At 67.4% G+C, this 21850-nt stretch carries 24 protein-coding genes; 15 read left to right on the forward strand and 9 right to left on the reverse strand.

Annotated features, from left to right (window positions below; genetic code table 11):
* Positions 1-23: 23 nt before the first annotated feature.
* The 4 genes from ACWPN3_RS23315 to ACWPN3_RS23330 all read right to left on the reverse strand — a co-directional run bounded on the left by ACWPN3_RS23315 (position 24) and on the right by ACWPN3_RS23330 (position 2884).
* Positions 24-197 (reverse strand): hypothetical protein, encoded by a 174-nt coding sequence (locus ACWPN3_RS23315; protein ID WP_158285370.1) that lies wholly within the window; start codon positions 195-197, stop codon positions 24-26.
* A 103-nt stretch (positions 198-300) separates the two neighbouring features.
* Positions 301-1260 (reverse strand): lipid II:glycine glycyltransferase FemX, encoded by a 960-nt coding sequence (locus ACWPN3_RS23320; RefSeq protein WP_109096911.1) that lies wholly within the window; start codon positions 1258-1260, stop codon positions 301-303.
* 30 nt (positions 1261-1290) lie between these two features.
* On the reverse strand, positions 1291-2151 hold the full coding sequence (motA, locus tag ACWPN3_RS23325) for a flagellar motor stator protein MotA (RefSeq protein WP_098740974.1): 861 nt from the start codon (positions 2149-2151) through the stop codon (positions 1291-1293).
* 364 nt (positions 2152-2515) lie between these two features.
* Positions 2516-2884 (reverse strand): hypothetical protein, encoded by a 369-nt coding sequence (locus tag ACWPN3_RS23330; protein ID WP_492241303.1) that lies wholly within the window; start codon positions 2882-2884, stop codon positions 2516-2518.
* Between the two features lie 371 nt (positions 2885-3255).
* Here ACWPN3_RS23330 and ACWPN3_RS23335 point away from each other — a divergent pair, with 371 nt between their 5' ends.
* Positions 3256-3831 (forward strand): glutathione peroxidase, encoded by a 576-nt coding sequence (locus ACWPN3_RS23335; RefSeq protein WP_492261770.1) that lies wholly within the window; start codon positions 3256-3258, stop codon positions 3829-3831.
* Between the two features lie 20 nt (positions 3832-3851).
* Here the strand turns inward: ACWPN3_RS23335 and ccmB are convergent, their stop codons facing one another.
* Together ccmB and ccmA are read right to left on the reverse strand one after the other, a co-directional pair.
* Complete coding sequence (gene ccmB / locus ACWPN3_RS23340; protein WP_395458927.1) at positions 3852-4517, reverse strand: heme exporter protein CcmB; 666 nt, start codon at positions 4515-4517, stop codon at positions 3852-3854.
* Complete coding sequence (gene ccmA / locus ACWPN3_RS23345; RefSeq protein WP_492241305.1) at positions 4514-5206, reverse strand: heme ABC exporter ATP-binding protein CcmA; 693 nt, start codon at positions 5204-5206, stop codon at positions 4514-4516. The genes ccmB and ccmA overlap by 4 nt, the downstream gene beginning before the upstream one ends.
* A gap of 589 nt (positions 5207-5795) precedes the next feature.
* Here ccmA and ACWPN3_RS23350 point away from each other — a divergent pair.
* The 5 genes from ACWPN3_RS23350 to ACWPN3_RS23370 all read left to right on the forward strand — a co-directional run bounded on the left by ACWPN3_RS23350 (position 5796) and on the right by ACWPN3_RS23370 (position 10920).
* Positions 5796-7475 carry a putative transporter gene (locus tag ACWPN3_RS23350; protein ID WP_492241306.1) on the forward strand — a complete coding sequence of 560 codons (1680 nt, stop codon included), beginning with the start codon at positions 5796-5798 and terminating at the stop codon, positions 7473-7475.
* A 137-nt stretch (positions 7476-7612) separates the two neighbouring features.
* On the forward strand, positions 7613-8419 hold the full coding sequence (locus ACWPN3_RS23355; RefSeq protein WP_109096908.1) for an ABC transporter ATP-binding protein: 807 nt from the start codon (positions 7613-7615) through the stop codon (positions 8417-8419).
* 86 nt (positions 8420-8505) lie between these two features.
* On the forward strand, positions 8506-9360 hold the full coding sequence (locus tag ACWPN3_RS23360) for a lysine/arginine/ornithine ABC transporter substrate-binding protein (RefSeq protein WP_255636334.1): 855 nt from the start codon (positions 8506-8508) through the stop codon (positions 9358-9360).
* A 161-nt stretch (positions 9361-9521) separates the two neighbouring features.
* On the forward strand, positions 9522-10226 hold the full coding sequence (locus ACWPN3_RS23365; RefSeq protein WP_098740968.1) for an ABC transporter permease: 705 nt from the start codon (positions 9522-9524) through the stop codon (positions 10224-10226).
* Between the two features lie 4 nt (positions 10227-10230).
* A complete protein-coding gene (locus ACWPN3_RS23370; protein ID WP_492241307.1) occupies positions 10231-10920 on the forward strand; it encodes an ABC transporter permease in 690 nt (229 codons plus the stop codon).
* 203 nt (positions 10921-11123) lie between these two features.
* Here ACWPN3_RS23370 and ACWPN3_RS23375 read toward each other — a convergent pair whose 3' ends face one another.
* Complete coding sequence (locus tag ACWPN3_RS23375; protein ID WP_492241308.1) at positions 11124-12281, reverse strand: penicillin-binding protein activator; 1158 nt, start codon at positions 12279-12281, stop codon at positions 11124-11126.
* Between the two features lie 104 nt (positions 12282-12385).
* On the opposite strand from ACWPN3_RS23375, the gene rsmI reads away from it, so the two are divergent.
* From rsmI to gshB, 4 genes are read left to right on the forward strand one after another with little or no spacing between them, the layout of a single operon-like run.
* Positions 12386-13291, forward strand: coding sequence for a 16S rRNA (cytidine(1402)-2'-O)-methyltransferase (rsmI, locus tag ACWPN3_RS23380; RefSeq protein ID WP_492241309.1), 906 nt, complete (start codon positions 12386-12388; stop codon positions 13289-13291).
* Entirely contained in the window at positions 13288-13656 is a 369-nt protein-coding gene (locus ACWPN3_RS23385; RefSeq protein ID WP_109096902.1) for a YraN family protein, read from the forward strand. Before rsmI ends, ACWPN3_RS23385 begins: the two co-directional genes overlap by 4 nt.
* 27 nt (positions 13657-13683) lie before the next feature.
* Entirely contained in the window at positions 13684-14529 is an 846-nt protein-coding gene (locus ACWPN3_RS23390) for a SirB1 family protein (RefSeq protein WP_109096901.1), read from the forward strand.
* A 22-nt stretch (positions 14530-14551) separates the two neighbouring features.
* Positions 14552-15499 carry a glutathione synthase gene (gshB, locus tag ACWPN3_RS23395; protein ID WP_109096900.1) on the forward strand — a complete coding sequence of 316 codons (948 nt, stop codon included), beginning with the start codon at positions 14552-14554 and terminating at the stop codon, positions 15497-15499.
* 72 nt (positions 15500-15571) lie between these two features.
* Here gshB and ACWPN3_RS23400 read toward each other — a convergent pair whose 3' ends face one another.
* Positions 15572-16441 carry a LysR family transcriptional regulator gene (locus tag ACWPN3_RS23400; RefSeq protein ID WP_109096899.1) on the reverse strand — a complete coding sequence of 290 codons (870 nt, stop codon included), beginning with the start codon at positions 16439-16441 and terminating at the stop codon, positions 15572-15574.
* Positions 16442-16548: 107 nt separating this feature from the next.
* On the opposite strand from ACWPN3_RS23400, the gene ACWPN3_RS23405 reads away from it, so the two are divergent.
* The 3 genes from ACWPN3_RS23405 to ACWPN3_RS23415 all read left to right on the forward strand — a co-directional run bounded on the left by ACWPN3_RS23405 (position 16549) and on the right by ACWPN3_RS23415 (position 18708).
* Positions 16549-16917, forward strand: a complete 369-nt coding sequence (locus ACWPN3_RS23405) for a cupin domain-containing protein (RefSeq protein ID WP_492241310.1) — start codon at positions 16549-16551, stop codon at positions 16915-16917.
* Between the two features lie 104 nt (positions 16918-17021).
* On the forward strand, positions 17022-18020 hold the full coding sequence (gene trpS / locus ACWPN3_RS23410; protein ID WP_109096897.1) for a tryptophan--tRNA ligase: 999 nt from the start codon (positions 17022-17024) through the stop codon (positions 18018-18020).
* A 13-nt stretch (positions 18021-18033) separates the two neighbouring features.
* Positions 18034-18708 carry a pyroglutamyl-peptidase I gene (locus tag ACWPN3_RS23415; protein WP_492241311.1) on the forward strand — a complete coding sequence of 225 codons (675 nt, stop codon included), beginning with the start codon at positions 18034-18036 and terminating at the stop codon, positions 18706-18708.
* Positions 18709-18715: 7 nt separating this feature from the next.
* On the opposite strand, the gene ACWPN3_RS23420 is transcribed toward ACWPN3_RS23415, so the two are convergent.
* The gene (locus ACWPN3_RS23420) at positions 18716-19090 is read right to left on the reverse strand and encodes a MarR family winged helix-turn-helix transcriptional regulator (protein WP_085090502.1); all 375 of its coding nucleotides are present in this window, start codon (positions 19088-19090) and stop codon (positions 18716-18718) included.
* A gap of 987 nt (positions 19091-20077) precedes the next feature.
* On the opposite strand from ACWPN3_RS23420, the gene ACWPN3_RS23425 reads away from it, so the two are divergent.
* On the forward strand, positions 20078-21571 hold the full coding sequence (locus ACWPN3_RS23425; RefSeq protein ID WP_492261771.1) for an alpha/beta fold hydrolase: 1494 nt from the start codon (positions 20078-20080) through the stop codon (positions 21569-21571).
* Positions 21572-21593: 22 nt separating this feature from the next.
* Entirely contained in the window at positions 21594-21848 is a 255-nt protein-coding gene (locus ACWPN3_RS23430) for a hypothetical protein (protein WP_492241313.1), read from the forward strand.
* The last annotated feature ends 2 nt before the right edge of the window (positions 21849-21850 follow it).

Consider the following 21850-nt stretch of genomic DNA (forward strand, 5'->3'; position numbering starts at 1 on the left):
GGTGGAGAGGACCGCCGGTGCGCCTATTCCTTGTTCATCATGTTGCGAATGGCGCCGACGAACTGGCGGGCGGTGTCCTCGTTCTCCACCATCTTCTGCAACCTGTCGCGGATGATCATCGCCTTCGGCCGCTGCTGCATGGCGCGTTCGATGGCGACGTCGGCTTCGCCGGGCTTCAGGGGTTCAAGGTCTGACATGGCGGATATCCCGTGCGAAAGCGTTGACGTGTCGGCGCGCAGGTAAGGATAGCCGGAACCGCTGCGGCCATCATCAGGCAAAGCACATCAGTGACACCGGCTATCAACGATACTGGCCGACGGTCTCCACCGCCTCGCCGCCGGTGCCGAGCTTGAACTCGGTGACGCCGGGAGCCGTATCAGGGTTGATGCCGCCGAGGTCGAGGGCTCGGACGCCGCGCTGCTTCAATTCCTGCATCGCCTTCCACAGCACCAGCCGTGTGGCGCCGTTCTTGCGCCCCGCCTCGCTGGCCCAACTGATCTGACTGGTGGCACAGACGCCATGACGGAAGAACAGCCAGCAGGCGGCCGGCGCGCTGCCGTCCAGCGCCGTGATCATCAACGCCCCGTTGTTGCGGCCGCCGCCTTTGACCATGGCGTTGCGCAGACGGACCGCCAGCGGCCCGGTCATGGCGCGGAACCCCTTCTCGCGCGCCTGGTCATGCTCCCGCTTCATCAGCCAAGGCAGGTTGTCGGCCTTCCAGTCGACGTCGAGGACGAGGCCGGCCTTTTCGGCCCCGCGCAGACGCTTGCGCCAATCGCGGGCAAGGCCGGCATGCATCGCCTCCTCGCTCCGCGTCAGATCCAGCCAGACGGTCCGATAGCCGGGGCCGACTTTGCGAAAGCCGCAGCGGGCGAGCAGCGCCTCGTTCTCCAGTCCGGCCGGGAGTTCAGGCAGCAGGTTGGCGCGGCTGAGCGGATTGCCTGGACAGGCGCGGCGCAACAGGCGGAACACCGCCTCCAGCGTATTGGCATCGGGGATTGTACCGTCCAGCCACAGCGGTCCGCGGTAGCATTGCCGGTCGTGGAACAGCTTCAGCATGCGGCGGTCGAGTGTCTGGACGAGGCCGATCGGCTCGCCATCACGGTTGATCACGCCCAGGCGAGGGACATGGCCATAGGTGCGGCCCATGGCACGGCCATAGGCGAAGCTCTGCAGCAGGGTGGAGCGGGGAACGCGGGCGAACAGCGCATCCCAATCGCCGACGGTGCCCTCGTTCCAGGCGATGTCGATGTCCGGCATCGGCGTCTTCCGAAAGTTCAGGTGGCCGGATCAGGCGGGCGGCAGGGCGGAGGTCGCCTCTTCCACCTGGGCGAAGGTCGGACGGTATTCCGGTTCCAGCACGTTGCGGGCGTATTCAACCGAAATGGCGGGCGCGTAGCCGGACAAATGGGCGATCAGGCCGGTCTTCATCGCCTGATAATACTTGCCCTCGGCGTGATAGACGTTCTTGAGGCCGCTGGCGATGGGCGCGAGGAAGCCGTAGGCGACCAGAATGCCGGTGAAGGTGCCGACCAGCGCGCCGCCGATCAGCTTGCCCAGAACTTCCGGCGGCTCGGTGATCGAGCCCATGGTGTGGATCACGCCCAGCACCGCCGCCACGATGCCAAGCGCCGGCACGGCGTCGGCCACCGCCTGAATGGCATCGGCGATGCGCTGGTGTTCGTGGTGCATCGTCTCGATGTCCTCGTCCATCAGGTCGACCAGCTCATGCGGGTTGTCCGCACCCAGCGACATCAGACGGAGATAGGTACAGAGGAAGGCGATGGCGTGATGGTCGCCGTAGAATTTCGGAAACTGCTGGAAAAGCGGCGAGTCCTCCGGCTTTTCGATGTGCTGTTCAAGCGCCAGCAGGCCCTTGGTCTTCGCGATCTTGAAGACCTGGTACATCATGGTGAGGACCTCCAGGAAGTCCTCTTTCTTGTATTTCGGGCCTTTGAACAGGTGGCCCAGCTCCTTGCCGGTGTGGGTGACCACCGATTTCGGATTGGCGATGAAGAAGGCGCCGGCACCGGAACCCAGGATGATCATGAACTCGAACGGCATCCACAGCACGCCCATGTGGCCACCGCCGAGGATGTAGCCACCGAACACACTGAAGATCACGATGCCGAAGCCGATCATCACGAACATTCGGTCTCTCCCCTCCCCATACCGACCACGGGCCGCAAGATGCTGCCGGCTGACAGATGGCCGGACATCGGTTGAGTTTCCGTGAATCACCCGAACGGCCTACCGCCTTCGCGACAGGCCGCGCGATCCTACCGATGCAGGAGTGCCCTGTCACGAAAGGACTGAGGAGTAAGGGTTTTCAACGGGTGCAGGGAGGAGGGGCGGTGAAGGTGTCGCTGGGCTCCGTGCACAGGAGGACAAATGCACAGCCCGAGCGCGACGGAAAAGCACAGGATGGTCACAGCCCAAGCGGGGCGGTCCGACAGCGCAACGCCCCAGCGACCGGGTAGACCGGCCAGCCGGGGTGCTCGAAAAGCAAAGAATGTTATCGAAGCGGAATGTTCATCTGGACGCTGACGCCCGGCGGCGGCGGCGGGGCATAGATGACCGGGGGCGGTGCATAGGACGGCGCATAAATGACGCGCGGCGGAGGCTGCGGGGCCGGCACGACGACCACCGGCGGCGGCGCGCCATAGATGACGACCGGACGATCATCATGGTGATGCTTCTTGTGATGGCCCCAGCCATGGCCACGGCCATGCTCGCCGGGGTCGGCAAGCGACGGCGCAGACAGCGCGGCACCGAGCATCAACATCGTTCCGGCAACACCGGCGGCCTTTGCGGCGGCACGGACAGCCCGGCGTATCGCCGTCCGCGGCATCTGGAGATCCTGCATGGCGGCTCCGGCGTTCATCGACCTGTTCTCCTGGAATGGGTTTGCATCGGCAACGGGAAGCGCGGACGCCGGGCGGACGGCCACATACCCAATTCGATGGGATAAACGCTTATGCTCAGGCTGAGGTTCGACCGGGTGGGACATTTTTGGGCGCTGTGCGGTGGAGGGGGTTGGCTGAACGGACGGCGGCGGGAGGGTGCCGTGCGTCCTTACTCATGAAGCTGTTGATCGACGGCGGCCACCGCTACCCGTCCGAAGGGGCTAGACCGGATGAAGCGCGCAGTCGGGTGGTGCCGTCATGATCCGATGGGCACTTGGCCGCGTATCAGGCATCGTATGGGCAAGGATGACCTCATCCCAACCGCCACCCCACCCACCGAGCCGCGCCGATGACCGTCCGAGCCAGACTTCGCACCGTCGCCATGGCGGCAGTCCTTTCCATGATGGGAGGCGCCGGCGCCATGGCCGCAAGCAACGCTTACGATTTCACCTTCCAGAGCATCGACGGCAAGCCGCTGCCGCTGTCGCAGTTCAAGGGCAAAGCGATCCTGGTGGTCAACACCGCTTCGCAATGCGGCTTCACCCCGCAATACAAAGGGCTGGAGGCGCTGTGGCAGCGCTACCGCGATCGCGGTCTGGTGGTGGTCGGCGTGCCCTCCGATGACTTCGGCGGCCAGGAGCCGGGGAGCGCCAACCAGATCAAGGATTTCTGCGAGGTCAATTACAGCATCGACTTCCCGATGGCGGACAAGACGGTGGTATCGGGCGACAGCGCCCACCCCTTCTACCGCTGGGCGGCGGACGAGCTTGGCTTCCTCGCCAAGCCGCGCTGGAATTTCCACAAATATTTGGTGGGGCCGGACGGCAAGCTGGTGTCCTGGTTTTCCACCATGACCGACCCCGAGTCGGACAGGGTGCGCGAGGCAATCGAGACGCTGCTGCCGGAAAAGGCGCCGAAGTCTTAAGCGCCGCCGCCGCTCCCGCCCTACTCCACCGCCTGCCGCAGCGCCGCAGCCCCCGCCCAGGGGGCGAGCGGCAGGGCGGCGGCGAGGATGCCAGCAAGCAGCAGCAGGTGCGGGCGCGGGGTCAGCCCGTTGATCGCCGCGTCGATGGCGCCCGCGCCGAAGATCAGCACGGGGATGTAGAGCGGCAGGATCAGCAGCGACAGCAGAACGCCGCCACGCCGCGCCCCCAATGTCAGCGCGGCGCCGATGGCGCCGATCAGGCTGAGGATCGGCGTACCCAGCGTCAGGGTCAGCACCAGCACGCCGAACCCCTGCGCGTCCATGTTCAGCAGGACGGCCAACAGCGGGGCGGCGACGATCAGCGGCACACCGGTGACCAGCCAATGGGCCAGCGTCTTCGCCAGCACCGCGGCCTCCAGCGGTAGGGAGGACAGTGACAGCAGCTCCAGAGAGCCGTCCTCGTAATCGGTCTGGAAGAGACGCTCCAGCGACAGCAGCGAGGCGAGCAGCGCCGCCACCCAGATCACGCCGGCGGCGATGCGGGCCAGGATGTTCGGCTCCGGACCGACGCCGAAGGGGAACAGCACGACACAGAGCACGAAGAACATGACGGCGATGGTGGCGTCCGATCCCTGGCGCAACGCCAGCCGCAGGTCACGCGCGACAAGACGCAGGAAACGGCTCATGGCCCAGCCCCTTCTTCCTCATGCTCGTCGCCCACATCCTCATCGCCGGCCTCTTCGTCGGCGTAAGGGGTGAACTCGTCCAGATGCAGTTCCTCGCCGCCGGGGGTGGCGATGTCGGTGTGAGTGGACAGCACCACCATGCCGCCCTGCGCCCGATGTTCGGCGATCAACCCTTCGAACAGGGCGATGGCGGCGCGGTCGAGCGCCACGGTCGGTTCATCCAGCAGCCACAGGGTCGCCGGTGCGGCCAGAAGCCGCGCCAAGTTCAGCCGGCGCTTCTGACCGGCCGACAGGTAGCGGCCCGGCACCCCGGCGATGTGCGGCACCCCAAGCCGGTCGAGTGCGGCCCGCGCGTTGGCGGCGGGATCGGCGGCCCCGGCCAGCGCCGCCCAGAAGGCAAGGTTCTCCGCCGCAGTCAGCACCGGCTTCACCGCGTCGAGATGGCCGACATACTGCACCTTCGCCCGGTGGGCATCCGGGTCGTCGGCAACCGACACCCCGTCCCAGCCCAGCGTGCCGCGCAGCGGCTTCAGCAGCCCGGCCATCACCCGCAGCAGGCTGGACTTGCCGCTGCCGTTGGGACCGAGCAGAACCAACGCGCCGCCGGGAGCGATGCGGAACTCCAGCCCGGTGAAGACCAGCCGGTCGCCACGCAGACAGGTCAGCTCTGATCCGGCAAAGACGGGCATGGGGACGGGTCGCGCTTCCGGTTGAGGGAGGCGCTGCTATAGCACAGGGCAGCGGGAAAGCCGGAGCGAGAATGCGGTCGCCCCAGCGGTCAACCGACGCATCGGTTCAATGGGCACAGCGGGTCAATGGAGGCGGGACAAAAGAAAAGGCCACCGCGAGGGGGTTCTCGCGATGGCCTTGCGTCCGGCCGGGTCCGGCCGGTCGATACCTTGTGGAACGGCTTCGTTCGTCGCAGCGATGGCGCTAGGGGGAACGCCGATGCGCGCGACCTCTGGGGCCGGTTGCTTGGGTTATCGTGTACGGGAAGAAAGTGGCAAAATTTGGATGGAGTTCGAGGAAACGGATGCTACCCGATGACGCGACGCGGCCTCCGCAGCGCTGCGCTCCCATGCGTGCACCGCAGCGCCGGGTGCCGGGATTGTCACGGCTAAAGGCCGGACGCTTGTTCTGAATCAACGCCTTGGTCGCTGTCCTGCCGCATCGTGGCGCTGTCATGCCCCCGCTCGAACGGGGACCGCCGCCACCCTCCGGGTTTCCTCGTGATTGCGGCGGTGTCTGCCCAAATGTGTTCAGGAAGCGAGTTGTCCCATGTCGGCCTTCGCAGACATCCTCCAGGCCATGCCGCCGATCGCGCGGGTGGTGTTCATGCTCGGTCTCGTCTCGGCGGCGGGCGTGGCGCTCGGCCATATCAAGATCCGCGGTGTCGGGCTCGGCATCGGCGGCGTGCTGTTCTCCGGCATCGCCGGCGGCCACATCGCCAAGGAGGCGGGCATCGCCTTCAATCCGGAGATGATGGACTTCATCCGCGACTTCGGGCTGATCCTGTTCGTCTACACCATCGGCATCCAGGTCGGTCCCGGCTTCTTCGCCGCACTCCGGCGGACCGGGCTGGCCCTGAACGGGCTGGCCCTGCTGATGGTGGGATCGAGCATCCTGCTGACCGCGGTGCTGGTGTCGTCGGGCGCGCTATCGCTGGGCTCCTCGCTGGGCGTGTTCGCCGGTGCCGTGACCAACGCCCCGGCGCTCGCCGCCACCCAGCAGGTGCTGACTGAAGTCGGGGCCGGGGCCGGGGTGATGGCCCTGCCCGGCCTCGCCTTCGCCGTCACCTACCCGTTCGGCATCGCCGGCAACCTGCTGTCGATGGCCGCCGTCCGCATCCTGTTCCGCATCGACCCGGAGGCGGAGGCCACCCGCTTCGAGGACTGCCGCCGGGCCGAGGTGTCGACGCTGGAGACCATGGATCTGGCCGTCCGCAATCCGGAGCTTGCCGGCCGGCCGCTGGGCTCCATCGACCTGCTGTGCGGCCAGGGGGTGGTCGCGTCGCGCCTGCTGTGCGACGGCAAGCTCTGCGTCCCGCATGACGGGACCTGCCTGAAGCTGGGCGACGTGCTGCATGTGGTCGGGCCACGGCCGAAACTGGAGCAGGTGCGCGCCCTGCTGGGACAGGAGTTCGACCGGCCGCTGACCACCAAGGGCACCGACCTGAAGTGGGAGCGCATCGTCGTCACCAACAACGCGGTTCTGGGCAAGTCGATCGCCACGCTGAACCTCCAGGACGCCCATGACGTGGTTGTCAGCCGGGTCAACCGGTCGGGCGTGGAGCTCGTGCCGACCCCGGCGCTGAAGCTTCAGTTCGGCGACATCCTGACGGTGATCGGCCGACCGGACAGCCTCGCCGCCGTCGGGCAGATCTTCGGCAACTCCACCCGCAAGCTGCAGCAGGTGGAGATGATCCCGATGTTCCTGGGCATCGCGCTGGGTGCGGCTCTGGGCGCCATCCCGATCTTCCTGCCGGGGATGCCGGCACCGCTGCGCCTCGGCCTTGCCGGCGGCCCGCTGATCGTCGCCCTGATCCTGGGCCGCATCGGCCATGTCGGGCCGCTGGTCTGGTTCATGCCGCCTGCCGCCAACCTGGCGCTGCGCGAGATCGGCATCATCCTGTTCCTGGCCGTGCTGGGCATCGCGTCCGGCGACCGCTTCGTCGCCACGCTGGCCAGCGGCGCCGGCTGGCCCTGGATGATGTGGGGCGTGCTGGTAACGCTGGTGCCGCTGCTGCTGACCGGGCTGGTCGCGCGCGGTGTCATGAAGCTGAACTTCCTGACCATCTGCGGCGTCCTGGCCGGCGCCCAGACCAACCCGCCGGGGCTGGCCTATGCCAACGCGCTGGTCGCGTCGGAGGCTCCGGCGCTGGCCTACGCCACCGTCTACCCGCTGGCGATGTGTCTGCGTATCCTGGGACCGCAAATTCTGGTACTATTGTTGTGGTGACGCACCATTTTCCGACACAAGCGGCACAACGCGCGCGGCGTGTGAAATCCGCGTTGCGGAACCCCTGCGCCCCGGTCTAGCCTGTGCCGTAATGGTCAGACCATAGCCAGCCTCCACAACCCAGCCGGTTCTCCCGCATGCATCGCCATCCGCCCGTCAGCGATTCCGCACCCGCCGCCGTCGCCGTGGAGGATTTGCACAAGCGGTTCGGCGAGCTGGAGGTGCTGAAGGGCGTGTCGCTGACCGCCCGCGAGGGCGACGTGATCACGTTGATCGGCTCGTCCGGCTCGGGCAAGAGCACGCTGCTACGCTGCATCAACATGCTGGAGATCCCGGACGACGGCCGCGTGGTGATCGGCGGCGAGGCCATCGCGCTGAAGAAGACGCGCGGCGGCGCCAGCATCCCCGCCGACTCGCGGCAGGTGGAACGCATCCGCACCCGGCTCGGCATGGTGTTCCAGAGTTTCAATCTCTGGACCCATATGACCATCTTGCAGAACGTGATCGAGGCACCGGTCCATGTGTTGGGCGTGCCGAAGGCCGAGGCCATCGACCGCGCCCGCATGCTGCTGGACAAGGTCGGCATCCTGGCGAAGGCCGACAGCTATCCGGTCCAGCTCTCCGGCGGGCAGCAGCAGCGCGCGGCCATCGCGCGCGCACTCGCCATGCAGCCGAAGGTGATGCTGTTCGACGAGCCGACTTCGGCGCTCGACCCCGAACTGGTCGGCGAGGTTCTGCGCGTCATCCGCCAGCTGGCGGACGAAGGCAACACGATGATCCTGGTGACGCATGAGATGGGCTTCGCCCGCGAAGTGGCGTCCAAGGTGGTTTTCCTGCACCAGGGGCGGATCGAGGAGGAGGGGTCACCCGACAAGGTGCTGACCAACCCCGACTCGGACCGGGTGCGGCAGTTCCTCTCGCGCCATCTGTCCGGCGCGGCGTGAGGGGACGAGGCAGAGGGCAGGACCGGACCGTCAGAAACAGCCCGGCTCCCAACAGGAGCCAAAGAACGGGCGAACCGAACAGAGGAGTGTGTTCCTTGAAGAAGATCGTTTCGGCCCTGGCGCTCGGCGCCATGATGGCCGTCGCCGCTGCCGGCGCCGCCGGTGCGAAGGAATGGAAGACGGTCCGCATCGCCAGCGAGGGCGCCTATCCTCCGTGGAACGCCACCGACACCTCGGGCAAGCTGACCGGCTTCGAGGTCGACCTCGGCAACGACCTGTGCAAGCGCATGAAGGTCACCTGCGAGTTCGTCGCCCAGGATTGGGACGGCATCATTCCGGCCCTGCAGCAGGGCAAGTACGATGCCATCATGTCGGCGATGACCATCACCGACGAGCGGAAGAAGGTCATCGACTTCTCGGTCCCCTATGGCACCGAGCCGTCGGTCTTCGCCGTGGTGACCGGCTCGCCGCTGGCCAAGGCGCTGAACCTCGGCGCCGACCGCGTCGACCTGAACGACCAGGGCAAGGCGAAGCCGGTCCTGGACAAGCTGGCCGAAGCGCTGAAGGGCAAGTCGGTCGGTGTCCAGGTGTCGACCATCCAGGCCGACTTCATGGACAAGCATCTGCCGAAGGTGACCATGCGCACCTACGACAAGATCGACAATGCCGGCATCGACCTGGGCTCCGGCCGCGTCGACGCCATGCTGGGCGACCGCTCGGTCGTCGAGGCGGTGGTGAAGGCCACGCCGGACAAGATGGTCATCGTCGGCCCGAACTTCATCGGCGGCGTGATTGGCGAAGGCATGGGCGTGGGCCTGCGCAAGGACACCGCCGACCTGAAGGCGATGTTCGACAAGGCCATCGGCGAGGCGCTGAAGGACGGCACCGTCAAGAAGCTGAGCACCCAGCATTTCGGCTACGACATCTCGCCCACCAAGTAAGGGGGCGAAGCAAGGCGGACCACAGGTCCGCCTGTCTGACCGGTACGGCGCCCGGCGACCTTCACGGCGACCGGGCGCCAGTCGTTCAGTAACCTCCGTTCGCTGACCCCCGTCCGGCCGGCGCTCCGCGCCGCGCCCGGCGGGCCTTACCGGGCGTGCCAATGCTGGAACTCCTTTCCTTCGGTCCCAACGGCTGGGGCGGACAATTGCTGATGGGCACCGCGATGACGGTCGCGGTCGCCGTGTCGGCCTTCGCCTTCGGTATCCTCGTCGGGTCGCTCGGCGCCTCGGCCAAGCTCAGCCACTCCCTGGCGCTGAACGTCGTGGCCGATGTCTACACCACCATAGTGCGCGGCATCCCCGAACTGCTGGTCATCTATCTGCTGTTCTTCGGCGGCAGCGGCGTCGCCACCTCCATCGCCGCCGCCTTCGGCTATGACGGGCGGGTCGACCTGAATGCCTTCACCATCGGCGTGCTGGCGGTCGGGCTGATCTCCGGCGCCTACTCGACTGAGGTGATCCGCGGTGCGGTGCAGTCGGTCCCCTTCGGCCAGATCGAGGCGGCGCGCGCCTGCGGCATGAGCCGCTGGCTGATCCTGCGCCGGGTTCTGGTGCCGCAGACGCTGCGCTTCGCCCTGCCCGGCCTCGGCAATGTCTGGCAGCTGACGCTGAAGGACACGGCGCTGGTGTCGGTGACGGCACTGGCCGAGCTGATGCGCATCACCCATCTGGCGGCGGGCGCCACGCGCCAGCCCTTCCTGTTCTACAGTACCGCCGCCGTGCTGTACCTGATGCTGACCACCATTTCGACGGCGCTGTTCAACCGCGCCGAAATCTCCGCCAATCGCGGCGTCCGGAGGGCCTGAGGCCATGAACTGGCAACTGATGTGGGACAGCCTGCCCCGCATGCTCGGCGGGTTGTCGCTGACGCTGCAGCTGATCGTCGGATCGCTGGCGCTGGGCGCGCTGGTCGCCTTCGGCGTGGCGTTGCTGCGTCTGTCGGGCAACCGCGTGGTGGAGACGCTGGCGGCGGCCTATGTCTTCATCTTCCGCGGCACCCCGCTGCTGGTGCAGATCTTCCTGGTCTATTACGGGCTCGGCCAGTTCGAGTTCATCCGCGACAGCTTCCTCTGGCCCTTCCTGCGCGAGCCCTACTGGTGCGCCATCCTGGCGCTGACGCTGAACACCGGCGCCTACACCAGCGAGGTGCTGCGCGGCGCCATCCTGTCGGTGCCGCAGGGACAGGTGGAAGCGGCACGGGCCTGCGGCATGTCGCGGGCGCTCGCCTTCCGCCGCATCGTGCTGCCGGTGGCGATCCGCCAGATGCTGCCGGCCTACGGCAACGAGGTGATCCTGATGGTGAAGGCGACCTCGCTCGCCAGCACCATCACGCTGATGGAGGTCACCGGCATCGCTCGCCGGATGATCGCCCAGACCTTCGCGGTCTTCGAGCTGTTCATCGTCGCCGGCGTGATCTATCTGGTGCTGAACTTCATCGCCACCCGCCTGATCAAGTTCGCCGAATGGCGCCTGACCCCCTACCTGCGGGCACGGGCATAAGTAAGGATAGCGTCGCACACATCGTCTCCCAGCCGGAGGTTTTCCCCACTCTCCCTTGGAGAGTAAGGCCGGGGTTAAAGGGACACACGGCGACGATCCCCGTGTATCCTTACCTGGGAAACGAAAACGCCGCGGTCCGTCCCGATGACGGCCGCGGCGTTTTCATTTCCAGCCTCTCTTCCCGGAGGAGAGAGCGTGTCTCCTTATTGCCCGAGTATCTCGAAGGACGGCGGGGCCGGATCGATCACGCGCGATCCGGTCGGCGTGATCTCCATCACCGCCAGTCCGCGTTCGACCAAGCCGTCGGCGCGCAGGCGGAACAGGCCGTCCAGCCCCTCGAAGCCGTTCGGGTTGGTCATCGCCATGCGGTCGAAGGGCACCGGACCGCCGGTGCGGGTCAGCACCGCGGCGATGGAGGTGGCGTCATAGGCCAGCGTGGCGATGCGCGGCGGCTTGCGGCCATAGACCTGCTCGAACTGCGACTCGAAGCGGGCGCGGGTCTGCGGCGCCGGTGCGGCATAGAGCGCGCCGACCAGCGCCGGCTCCTGCCCGAGCGCCCCTTGCGAGGTGTCGTCCCACAGGCCAGTGCCCAGCAGCTTGACCTGCTGCGGCTGCACGCCGTTGGCGGCCAGCGCCTGGGCAATGCCCTGGGCGCGCTGCCCGCCTTCGGCCAGCATCACCGCCTGCGGCTGCGGGGTTTCCTGGGCCACCTGCTTGGCCGGGACCGACAGGTCGGTGACCGCCGGATCGTAGCGTTCGACCTGCGTGGTCATGGTGCCGAGCTTCGGTGCGATCTGCTGCATGGCGTTCACCACCGCGTCGCCATAGGGCGAGCGCGGCGCCAGCACGGTGAAGCGCGTCACCCCGCGCGAGCGGGCATAGCCGGCAACGCGGTTGACCTGATCGGCCGGGACGAAGCCAAGCACATAGGTGCCGTTGCCGGCCTGGGTGGCGTCGTTGGTGAAAGCCAGAACGTCGACGCCGGCATTCTGGGCAATCGGCCGCACCGCGGCGACGTCGGCGGCGAACAGCGGGCCGATGATCAGGCGGGCGCCCTCGGCCAGCGCCTGGCGCGCGGCGTCGGCCGCGCCGTTCGGCGTGCCCTTGGTGTCGCGCGGCAGAAGCTGCAACTGATCGCCGGCCATGTCGAACAGCGCCATCTGGGCGGAGTCCAGCATGGCCTGGCCGATGGCGGCGCTCTGCCCGCTGAGCGGCACCAGGACGGCCACCTTGATCGGGCCCTGCGCTTCCGGCAGGGGAGCCACCGGAGCCGGGACCGGTTGCGGCGCTTGTGCCACCCGCGGCGGCGCGCTTACAGTCGAACAGGCCGACAACAGGCCGGCGACCAGCAAGGCTGCCACGCCGTGACGTTTCAGACCCTGTGAGAAAGCTGTTGCCAAGCGTGCCACCAATCGTCTCCACATCTGCTGAAACGGCCGCCGATACCGAAGGCGAGACCCAAGGCATGGTCCCCACCGAGCCGGCCGAAAGTGGCGTTCAAGGTAGCCCCCTCGCCGCGCCAAGTAAACTCGCGGGCGGGCTGTATGTCGTCGCTACCCCCATCGGAAACGCCGCCGACATCACGCTGCGCGCGCTCGACACGCTGAAGCGGGCCGACGCCATCGCCTGCGAGGACACGCGCGTTACCGCCAAGCTGATGGGCATCCACGGCATCCACACCCCCTTCGTCTCCTACCACGAGCACAACGCTGCAAAGATGCGTCCGATCCTGATCGGCCGCATGAAAAAGGGCGAGGCCATCGCGCTGGTCACCGACGCCGGCACCCCGCTGGTCTCCGACCCCGGCTACAAGCTGGTGCGGGAGTGCGTGGCGGAGGGGGTGGCGGTGACCACCCTGCCCGGCGCATCGGCCCCGCTGGTGGCCCTGGTGCTGTCCGGCCTGCCGACCGACCGCTTCCTGTTCGCCGGCTTCCTGCCGAACAAGAGCAGCGCGCGGCGCGCCACCGCCGGTGAGCTGAAAGGCGTGCCCGCCACGCTGGTCTTCTTCGAATCGCCGCAGCGCCTGCCGGAGTCGCTGGCCGACCTCGCCGACATCCTGGGCCCGCGCGAGGCCGCCGTCGCCCGCGAACTGACCAAGCTGTACGAGGAGGTGCGGCGCGGCACCCTGCCAGAGCTGGCCGCCCATTATGCCGAGGCCGGCCCGCCGCGCGGTGAGGTCGTGCTGGTGATCGGCCCGCCGGGAGAGGAGGCGACGCCGGGCGAAGCCGATGTCGACGCCCTGCTGCGCGAGGCGCTGACCCGCCTGTCGGTGCGCGATGCCGCCGCCGATGTCGCCGCCCGCACCGGCCAGCACAAGCGCACCGTCTATGCCCGCGCGCTGGAACTGCAGCGGGAGGAAAGGACGAAATGACCGACTTGGATGCGCGGCGCCTGCGTGCCGAAAGCCTGGGCCGCCGGGCGGAGGCGCTGTGCCGCCTGTCGCTGCGGCTGCGCGGCTACCGCATCCTGGCAAGCCGCCTGCGCACGCCGATGGGCGAAATCGACATCGTCGCCAGACGCGGCCGCACCATCGCCATCGTCGAGGTGAAGGCACGCGGCGACTGGGACACCGCCAACGAAGCGTTGAATGCCCGCCAGCGCGGCCGGCTCGCCCGCGCCGCCCATGCCTTCCTCGGCGCCAACCCACGCTATGCCGGCTATGTCTTGCGCTTCGACGTGATGCTGGTTACCCCTTGGGCCTGGCCCCGTCATCTGGTCGATGCCTGGAGACTGTGAGGGGATGAATTTGAAGGGGCGACAGTCTTGAGCAACAGCGCGGAAGCCCGCGAAATCCTGCGCCGCATCGGCGACCAGCCGGACGACGAGATCGATCTGGCCGAAGCCGCCCTGGCTCTGGGCGCGCTGGAGTTGCCGAGCGCCGACCTCGCCCCCTACCGCGCCCATATCCGCGCCATCGTCGAGGATCTGGCCGCCCGCGTCGCGGCAGAGGACAAGGCCGCGGGCGATAGCCTGGAAGCGCGCATCGCCCATCTGCACGCCGTGATCGGCGAACGCCACGGCTATTCCGGCGACCACGACACCTACGACGACCTGCAGAACGCCAACCTGCTGCGGGTGGTCGACCGCCGGCGCGGCCTGCCGGTGGCGCTCGGCATCCTCTACATGCATGCCGCCCGCTCGCAGGGCTGGCCGATGGTCGGGCTGAATTTCCCCGGCCATTTCCTGGTCCGCATCGAGAAGGACGGCGCCCGCGCCATCCTTGATCCCTTCAACGAGGGGCAGACCCGCAGCGTCGTCGACCTGCGCGACCTGCTGAAGGCCACCGCCGGCAGCGCCGCCGAGCTGGAACCCGGCCATTACCAGCCGGTGTCGAACCGCGACGTGCTGCTGCGCCTGCAAAACAACATCAAGCTGCGCCACCTGTCGGCGCACGATGTGCCGAAGGCGCTGGAGGTGCTGGAGGCGATGCGCCTGTTCGCCCCGCACGAGCCGGCGCTGTGGCGCGAGACCGGCCTTCTGGAAGCCCATGCCGGCAATCTGAAGGACGCCATCACCGCGTTGGAAACCTTCATGGCCCTGACCGGTGACGACCATCACCGGCACCAGACCGCCTCGCTGATCCAGCAACTGAAGAACCGCCTGAACTGACCCCGTTCCAGAGGGACCCGTCATGAGCCTCGCCGTCGCCTTCCAGATGGACCCCATCGAGTCGATCAACATCGACACCGACTCCAGCTTCATGATGGCGCTGGAGGCGCAGAAGCGTGGCCATCGCCTGTACCACTACCACCCGCGCGACCTGATCCTGACCGGCAACCGCCTGACCGCCCGCGTGCGCGAAATGACGGTGGTGCGCCAGCGCGGCGCCCACTACACGCTGGGCGAGCCGGTTATGACCGACCTGTCGACGATGGACGTCATCCTGCTGCGGCAGGACCCGCCCTTCGACATGGCCTACATCACCTCCACCCACCTGCTGGAGCATGTGCAGCCCAAGGTTCTGGTCGTCAACGACCCGGCCGAGGTCCGCAATGCGCCGGAAAAGCTGTTCATCACCAAATTCCCCGACCTGATGCCGCCGACGCTGATCACCAGCGACAAGCAGGCCATCCTGGACTTCCGGGCCGAGCACAAGGACATCATCGTCAAGCCGCTGTTCGGCAACGGCGGCGCCGGCGTCTTCCACCTGAAGCCGGACGACGAGAATCTCGGCTCCCTGCTGGAGATGTTCACCCAGCTCTACCGCGAGCCGGTGATTGTCCAGCGCTACCTTCCGGAAATCCGCCAGGGCGACAAGCGCATCATCCTGGTCGACGGCGAGCCGGCTGGTGCTGTCAGCCGCATGCCGCTGGAGGGCGAGGCCCGCGCCAATTTCCATGCCGGCGGCAGCGCCAAAAAGACCGAGCTGACCGCGCGCGAGCGCGAGATGTGCGACGCCATCGGCCCGGTGCTGCGCGAGAAGGGTCTGGTCTTCGTCGGCATCGATGTGATCGGCGACTACATGACCGAGATCAACGTCACCTCCCCCACCGGCATCCAGGAGATCAACCGCCTGAACGGCGTGCAGTTGGAAGCCCTGCTGTGGGATGCCATCGAGCGCCGCCGCGCGGCAAAATAAGGACTGCGGCGCGCGGGGAAGTAAGGATAGGGCGCCACCGGGTCGAACGGGCGGGCTGGGCCGTGGGACCGGTCAGCCCGTCCGCTTGAACCGGGCGAAGGCGTCGCGGATTTGCCGGGCCAGTTCCGCCGCCGCCAGCGAGGGCGTGCGGACCGGCCGATGCAGCGTGACGGCGAAGGACGGCAGGTCGGGAAGACCGCTGTCCGCCGGCAGGATTTCCAAGTCGGGCGGCACGGTGAAGGCCAGCCAGGCCGAGACCGCGAGATCCATCCGCACGGTGGCGAAGGTGGCGTCCAGCCCGCCATTCTCGAACATGCTGCGCCAATCCCGCCCCTGTCGGCGCAGCGCCGCCATCACCGCCGGCCGGAAGACGCAGGTTTCCACCACCAGCGACAATGGCAGCGGGGTCGCGGCATAAGCATTGCCGCCGCGCGCACCGACCCAGACCAGACGGTCGATCAGCAGATGCTCGCCCTGCGCCGCCTCCACCGGCTCCTCGACCAGCGCAAGGTCGAGATCGCCATCGCCGATGCGGCCCGCCAGTTCGGGGGACGATCCGCAGATCAGCGTCAGCTCGACCTTCGGAAAGGCAGCGGTGAAACTCCGCAGCATTGGGGCGATGCAGGGAGCGACAAGGTCGTAGGGAACACCGATCCGCACCGGCCCGTCGATGGCGCCGCCGGTGATGTCTGCCCAAATCTCGTCGTTCAGCGCCAGCAACCGCCGGGATTTCCCCAGCAAACGCTCCCCCAATGCGGTCGGGCGCAATCCGCCGCGGTCACGGATGAACAGGGGGCCGCCGGCCAGCGCTTCAAGCCGGGCAATCTGCTGGCTGACCGCCCCCTGCGTCAGGTTCAGGTTCTGGGCTGCCGCCGTCATGCTGGCGTGGTCTGCGACCACGGCAAAGCTGCGCAGCAGGGTCGTGTCGAGATTCCTGGGCATGACGGCATTATGAACAATAATGATCTCCATCTCCACTATTAGTTACCAAAGAGATCGGTTGAACGCTATTCCGGTTCATCCGCACCACGACCGGAGATGACGTTCCGATGATCCCTGCCCTCAACATCGACGCCGCACTCGACGCCCTGACCGATCACTGGTCGCCCAAAGTGATCGCGCGGGTGAACGACCAGTATGTGAAGGTTGCCAAGTTGAAGGGCGAGTTCGTCTGGCACCGCCACGATGATGAGGATGAACTCTTCCAAGTCATCCGCGGCCGGCTGCGCATCCAGTTCGAGGATGGCAACGAGACGCTGCTGTCACCGGGCGAACTGTGCGTGATCCCACGTGGAGTGATGCACAATCCGGTCGCCGACGAGGAATGCTGTATTCTGCTGATCGAAACGGTGACGACGAAGCACACCGGCGATGTCGAGACGCCGATGACCCGCACCATCGCCCAACAGCTGGCCTGAAAGCGGGCCCGACGGCGTGCTTGGCTGCGGCGCGCCGTGCCTTGACCGGCGGACTTCGGGGGGCGATAACTGCCGCCTCCCAGAGTTTTCGAGCGAGACCACCCGTGAACCGCATTTTCTCCGGCATGCAGCCGACCCGGCAGCTTCACCTCGGCAACTATCTGGGGGCGCTGCGCAACTGGGTGGATCTGCAGAACAGCTACGAGTGCATCTTCTGCGTCGTCGACCTGCACGCGCTGACCATCGACCAGGACCCGGAGGTTCTGCGCAACAACATCCGCGAGGTCGCCGCGGCCTACATCGCCGCCGGCATCGACCCGGACAAGAACATCCTGTTCAACCAGTCGGTGGTGTCCGGCCATGCCGAGCTGGGCTGGATCCTGTCCTGCCACACGCCGCTGGGCTGGCTGAACCGCATGACGCAGTTCAAGGAAAAGGCCGGCAAGCAGAAGGACATGGCCAACCTCGGCCTCTATGCCTACCCGACGCTGATGGCCGCCGACATCCTGCTGTACAAGGCCACCCATGTGCCGGTGGGCGAGGACCAGAAGCAGCATCTGGAACTGGCGCGCGACATCGCCGGCGCCTTCAACCGCCGCTATGAGACCGAATACTTCCCGCTGCCCGAGCCACAGATCCTGGGCGAGGCGACGCGGGTGATGAGCCTGCGCGACGGCAAGAAGAAGATGTCGAAGTCGGACGAGTCCGAATATTCGCGCATCAACATGACCGACGATGCCGACACCATCGCGCAGAAGATCCGCAAGGCGAAGACCGATCCGGAACCGCTGCCGGAAACCGTGACCGAGCTGGAGGCCCGTCCGGAGGCCGACAACCTCGTCACCATCTATGGTGCGCTGGCCGGCCAGTCACGCGAGCAGGTTCTGGCCCAGTTCGCCGGGTCCCAGTTCTCCGACTTCAAGAAGTCGCTGGTCGACCTGTCGGTGGACAAGCTGGCGCCGATCACCACCCGCATGAAGGAGCTGCTGGCCGACAAGGCTGAGATCGACCGGCTGCTGAAGAAGGGCGGCGAGCGCGCCGCCGCGATTGCGGAAAAGAACCTGAACGACGTGAAGGACATCATCGGCCTGCTGCGGCCGTAAGGATAGCCTGCCCGTGACGGCCCCCATCCTGATCACCGGCTTCGCACCGTTCGGGACGATCCCGGACGGCGAAGCGGATCCTTCAGCCGCCGACCATCCCCCCACCGACCATCCCTGGACGGCCGATCCGACCGCCCTGCTGATGGAGCGGCTGGCGGGAGAACCGGGGGTCGTCACCGCCACCCTGCCCCCCCTGTATGACACCTGCGGCGAGGCCTTCGCCGCGCTGCTGGCGGAACACCGGCCACTGGCTGCGCTCGGCTTCGCCTATCTGGACTCCAGCGATTACATCCGGCTGGAACGGCTGGCCTGGAACCGCGACGAAAGCCAGCTGCCGGACGCAGCCGGCACGGTGCGGGACCATGCCGACATCGTGCCCGACGGGCCGACCGCCTATGGCAGCACCCTGCCGGTGCCGCGGGTGATGCGGGAATTGTCGATGGCCGGCCTGCCGGTGACCTTCGGCGATTTCTCCGGCGGCTTCCTCGGCAACCATCTGTTCTACCGGGCGCGCCATATCATCGAGAGCGCCGGCCTGGACGTGCCCTACGGCTTCTTCCACATGCCACCGCTGCCGGAGCGCGCGGCGGTGCTGCGCCGTTTCGGCGGTCTGAGCCTGGATCGGCAGGAACTGGCGGCCCGCACATTGGTCGGCATGCTGCGCCGGGCGCTGGACGGGATCGCGTAGGTAAGGATCAGGCCGTCCTGGCGGGACGGCGCTGCTCGGGCGGGTTCACGATGGCGCGCAGCGCGTCCAGGAACTCACGGCCCTTGTCGGTCAGGGTGACGATCTTGCGGCGGCGTTCGCGCGGATCTTCCTGCGCCTGCACCAGATCGAGGCCGGCCTTGCCGAAGCTGTGCCAGCGGCTGAGCGCCGCGACGTTGCGCGACGCGGAGGATTGGGCGATGCCCAGGCGTTCCGCCAGTTCGCCGATTGAGATGCCTTCGCTCTGCGCGATGGTCATGAAACTCAGCGCATACTGGATGGGCAGGTCGGGGTCGAGCTTGCGGAACGCCTCAAGCACCTGGACGACGGTAAGGACCTCGTCATGACGAACGCGGGCCGGCATTCAGCAGGTCTCCGCGACGCCGCGCGCTATGCAGCGCGGGAGGGTGGTCCCCAACGGGCCGGTGTGTAGATGATGTTCAGGCGTCCAAGCCATAGGATGACTTCCCCGTTTTCACGCCTCAGGTCGAAGGACCCGGCCGGCGATGCCCAGCGGGCGTGTTCAACGAAGAGACGGTGACCGCAAAAACCCAGAAAGACACACATGGGATCCTCTCGATATCCGGAATTCACGTTCGAAGGCTGCGGGAAGAAGGCGGGCCGGCTGGGCTTGAGTGGCGGCCATATGGGCGGCCCAATTGGCGGCGATGATGGCCGGGTCGCCCGATCGGCGAGTCCAGGCAGTGGCTACGATGGCTTTCATCGAAACTCTCCAGGGGTTGAGTGATGCCGGCGTGAGAGACCGGCGGATCCGGTATCGCCGGTCAGCGATACGGTTGCAAGGTCAAAAATGTCCGCGCGTCCGATAGGTTCCGATCGCGGATGTGAAAAGGCGGAAGACGGCAGGCGAGTGGAGGCTCTTCGCCGTCTCCGACGTCGCCGTCCGTCAATCCGATGTCGCGCCGCAAATGGTCGCACAATCGGCCCGGTCCCGAGGATAGCCCGGAATCGAGCCAACGGCTCCGCAACGCCGTCCACAAGGTCGGCATGATCTGCTCCTGTAATCGAGAGACACCGACAGTCGGGACTTCTGTGACGAAATAATTCCGTGAGCGGATGTATTCCGTCAACCGGTTCCTCTTGAGATGACCGTTCGTTTGCAAATGGCGTGACCTTCACCGCACGTCTGTTGCAAATCGGCACCGCTTTTCCGCCGTTTCGCCATCCGCCAGGATGAGGCCGGGCATCTCTGGACAAGCGGAGGTCGGTCGGTCAAACACAAAGCCGGCGGCAAAAGCCGTCTGCGGTACTCCTCTCACCGGTCTCCTATCCATCAGTTCCGGGTCGCCCGTCCGTGTCCATCCTCCCCTCTTCCGCATGGCCGACAGCGGTGCGTTCCGCCCGTAAGCTGCTGGCGGTTGCAGCCGTGGCGGCGGGCGTGCTGTGGAGCCTGCCTGCGGCGGCGGAGGCGCGTTTCACCCCCGGCCCCTGCTGGTTCACCGTGCCGGACGGCGAAGCGGCCCTGTGCGGAACGGTCGCGGTGCCGGAGCGGCGGGACCGTCCCAACAGCCGCAGCCTGCGCCTGCCGGTCGCCGTCCTGCTCAGCACCGCCCGCCAGCCGGCCCCCGATCCCGTGCTGTTCCTGGAGGGTGGCCCCGGCGCCTCCCCCTTCGGCAGCGGCGAGGCGACGGAGGAGCGGATGGAGGTGTGGTGGGAACTGTCGGCCCCGTTCCGCCGCACCCGCAACCTGATCCTGTTCGATCCGCGCGGCGTTGGCCGGGCGGAACCCGACACCGATTGCCCGGAGCTGGACGCCGTCGGCACCAGCCGCGGCACCCGGCCGCTGACGCGCGAGCAGCGCGCGGCGGCGGAACGCTCCGCGGTCAGCGCCTGTTCCGCTCGGCTGCAGGCGGCCGGGCTGGATGCCACCCAATTCTCCACCCCCGTCGCGGCGGAGGATGCGCTGGACATCGTCACCGCGCTGGGCGCCCAGCGCGTCAACCTGTTCGCGGTGTCCTACGGCACGCGGGTCGGGCTGGAGATCCTGCGGCGGCAGGGCGTCCGTGTCCGCACCGCCGTCTTCGACAGCGTTTATCCGCCCGACGTCAACGCGCAGGAGGAGATGGCTTGGCTGGCGCAACGCTCCTATCGCCGGCTGTTCGACGACTGCGCCGCCAACCGGGCCTGCCGCTCCGCCTTTCCCGATCTGGAAAAGCGCTTCCTCGGCCTGATCGACCGGCTCGACCGCAACCCGGTCGAGATCGTCGTCGGCGATCATGAGACGCGCCGCATCCTGCGGCTGACCGGCGGGGCGGCCATTGCCGCCGGGCTGGAGGCGATGGCGGTCAGCGAGGCCGTGCCGGCTCTGCCGATCATGCTCGACCGCGCCATCCGCGGCCAATACGCCACGCTGGCCGAATGGGCGCCGACCAACTGGCTGGGCGACCCGGAGGTCGCCGACGGGCTGGCCTTCTCGGTCGAATGCCGTAAGTCGGTGACCACCGCCGATCCGTTGAAGCGCGCCGACAACGCCCGCCGTTATGCCCCCTACGGGCTGGTCGCCGCCGACGACCCCGGCCAGCGCGTTTGCCGCCTGTGGCCAGCCGGCCATCAGGAGTTGACCGAGCGCCTGCCGGTCGCCAGCCCGGTGCCGGTGCTGCTGCTGTCGGGGGCCTACGATCCCGTCACCCCGCCGGACTGGGGCGACCGCGCCGCCGCCACCCTGCCGAAGAGCCGCCATCTGGTCTTCCGCGCCGCCAGCCACATCGTGACCTCCGGCGAGGACTGCGCCATGGCCTCCGCCGTGACCTTCGTCGAGCAGGAGTCGGTTCCGGCAACCGTCTGTCCGGGCGCGGCCAAGCCGCCGGTGTTCGAAGGACCATGAACCGCAGGAGAACAACTCCCCGATGCCCTTTCCACCCCATGAACGCGCCGTGCTGCTGGCGGTCAAAGGCGTCGGGCCGACTGTGATCGGCAGGCTCGAACAGGTCGGCATCCATGATCTGGCGGCGCTGGCCGGTGCGGACGCCGCGGCCCTGTGCACGGCAATCGCCGGAGAACTGGGCGCGAGCTGCTGGAAGAACAGCCCGCAGGCACGCGGCGCCATCGCGGCAGCGATCCGTGCCGCGCAACAGCATGGGGCGGCGACCGCCGCAGACTGATG

The organism is Azospirillum sp. UENF 111221, from assembly GCF_058780625.1.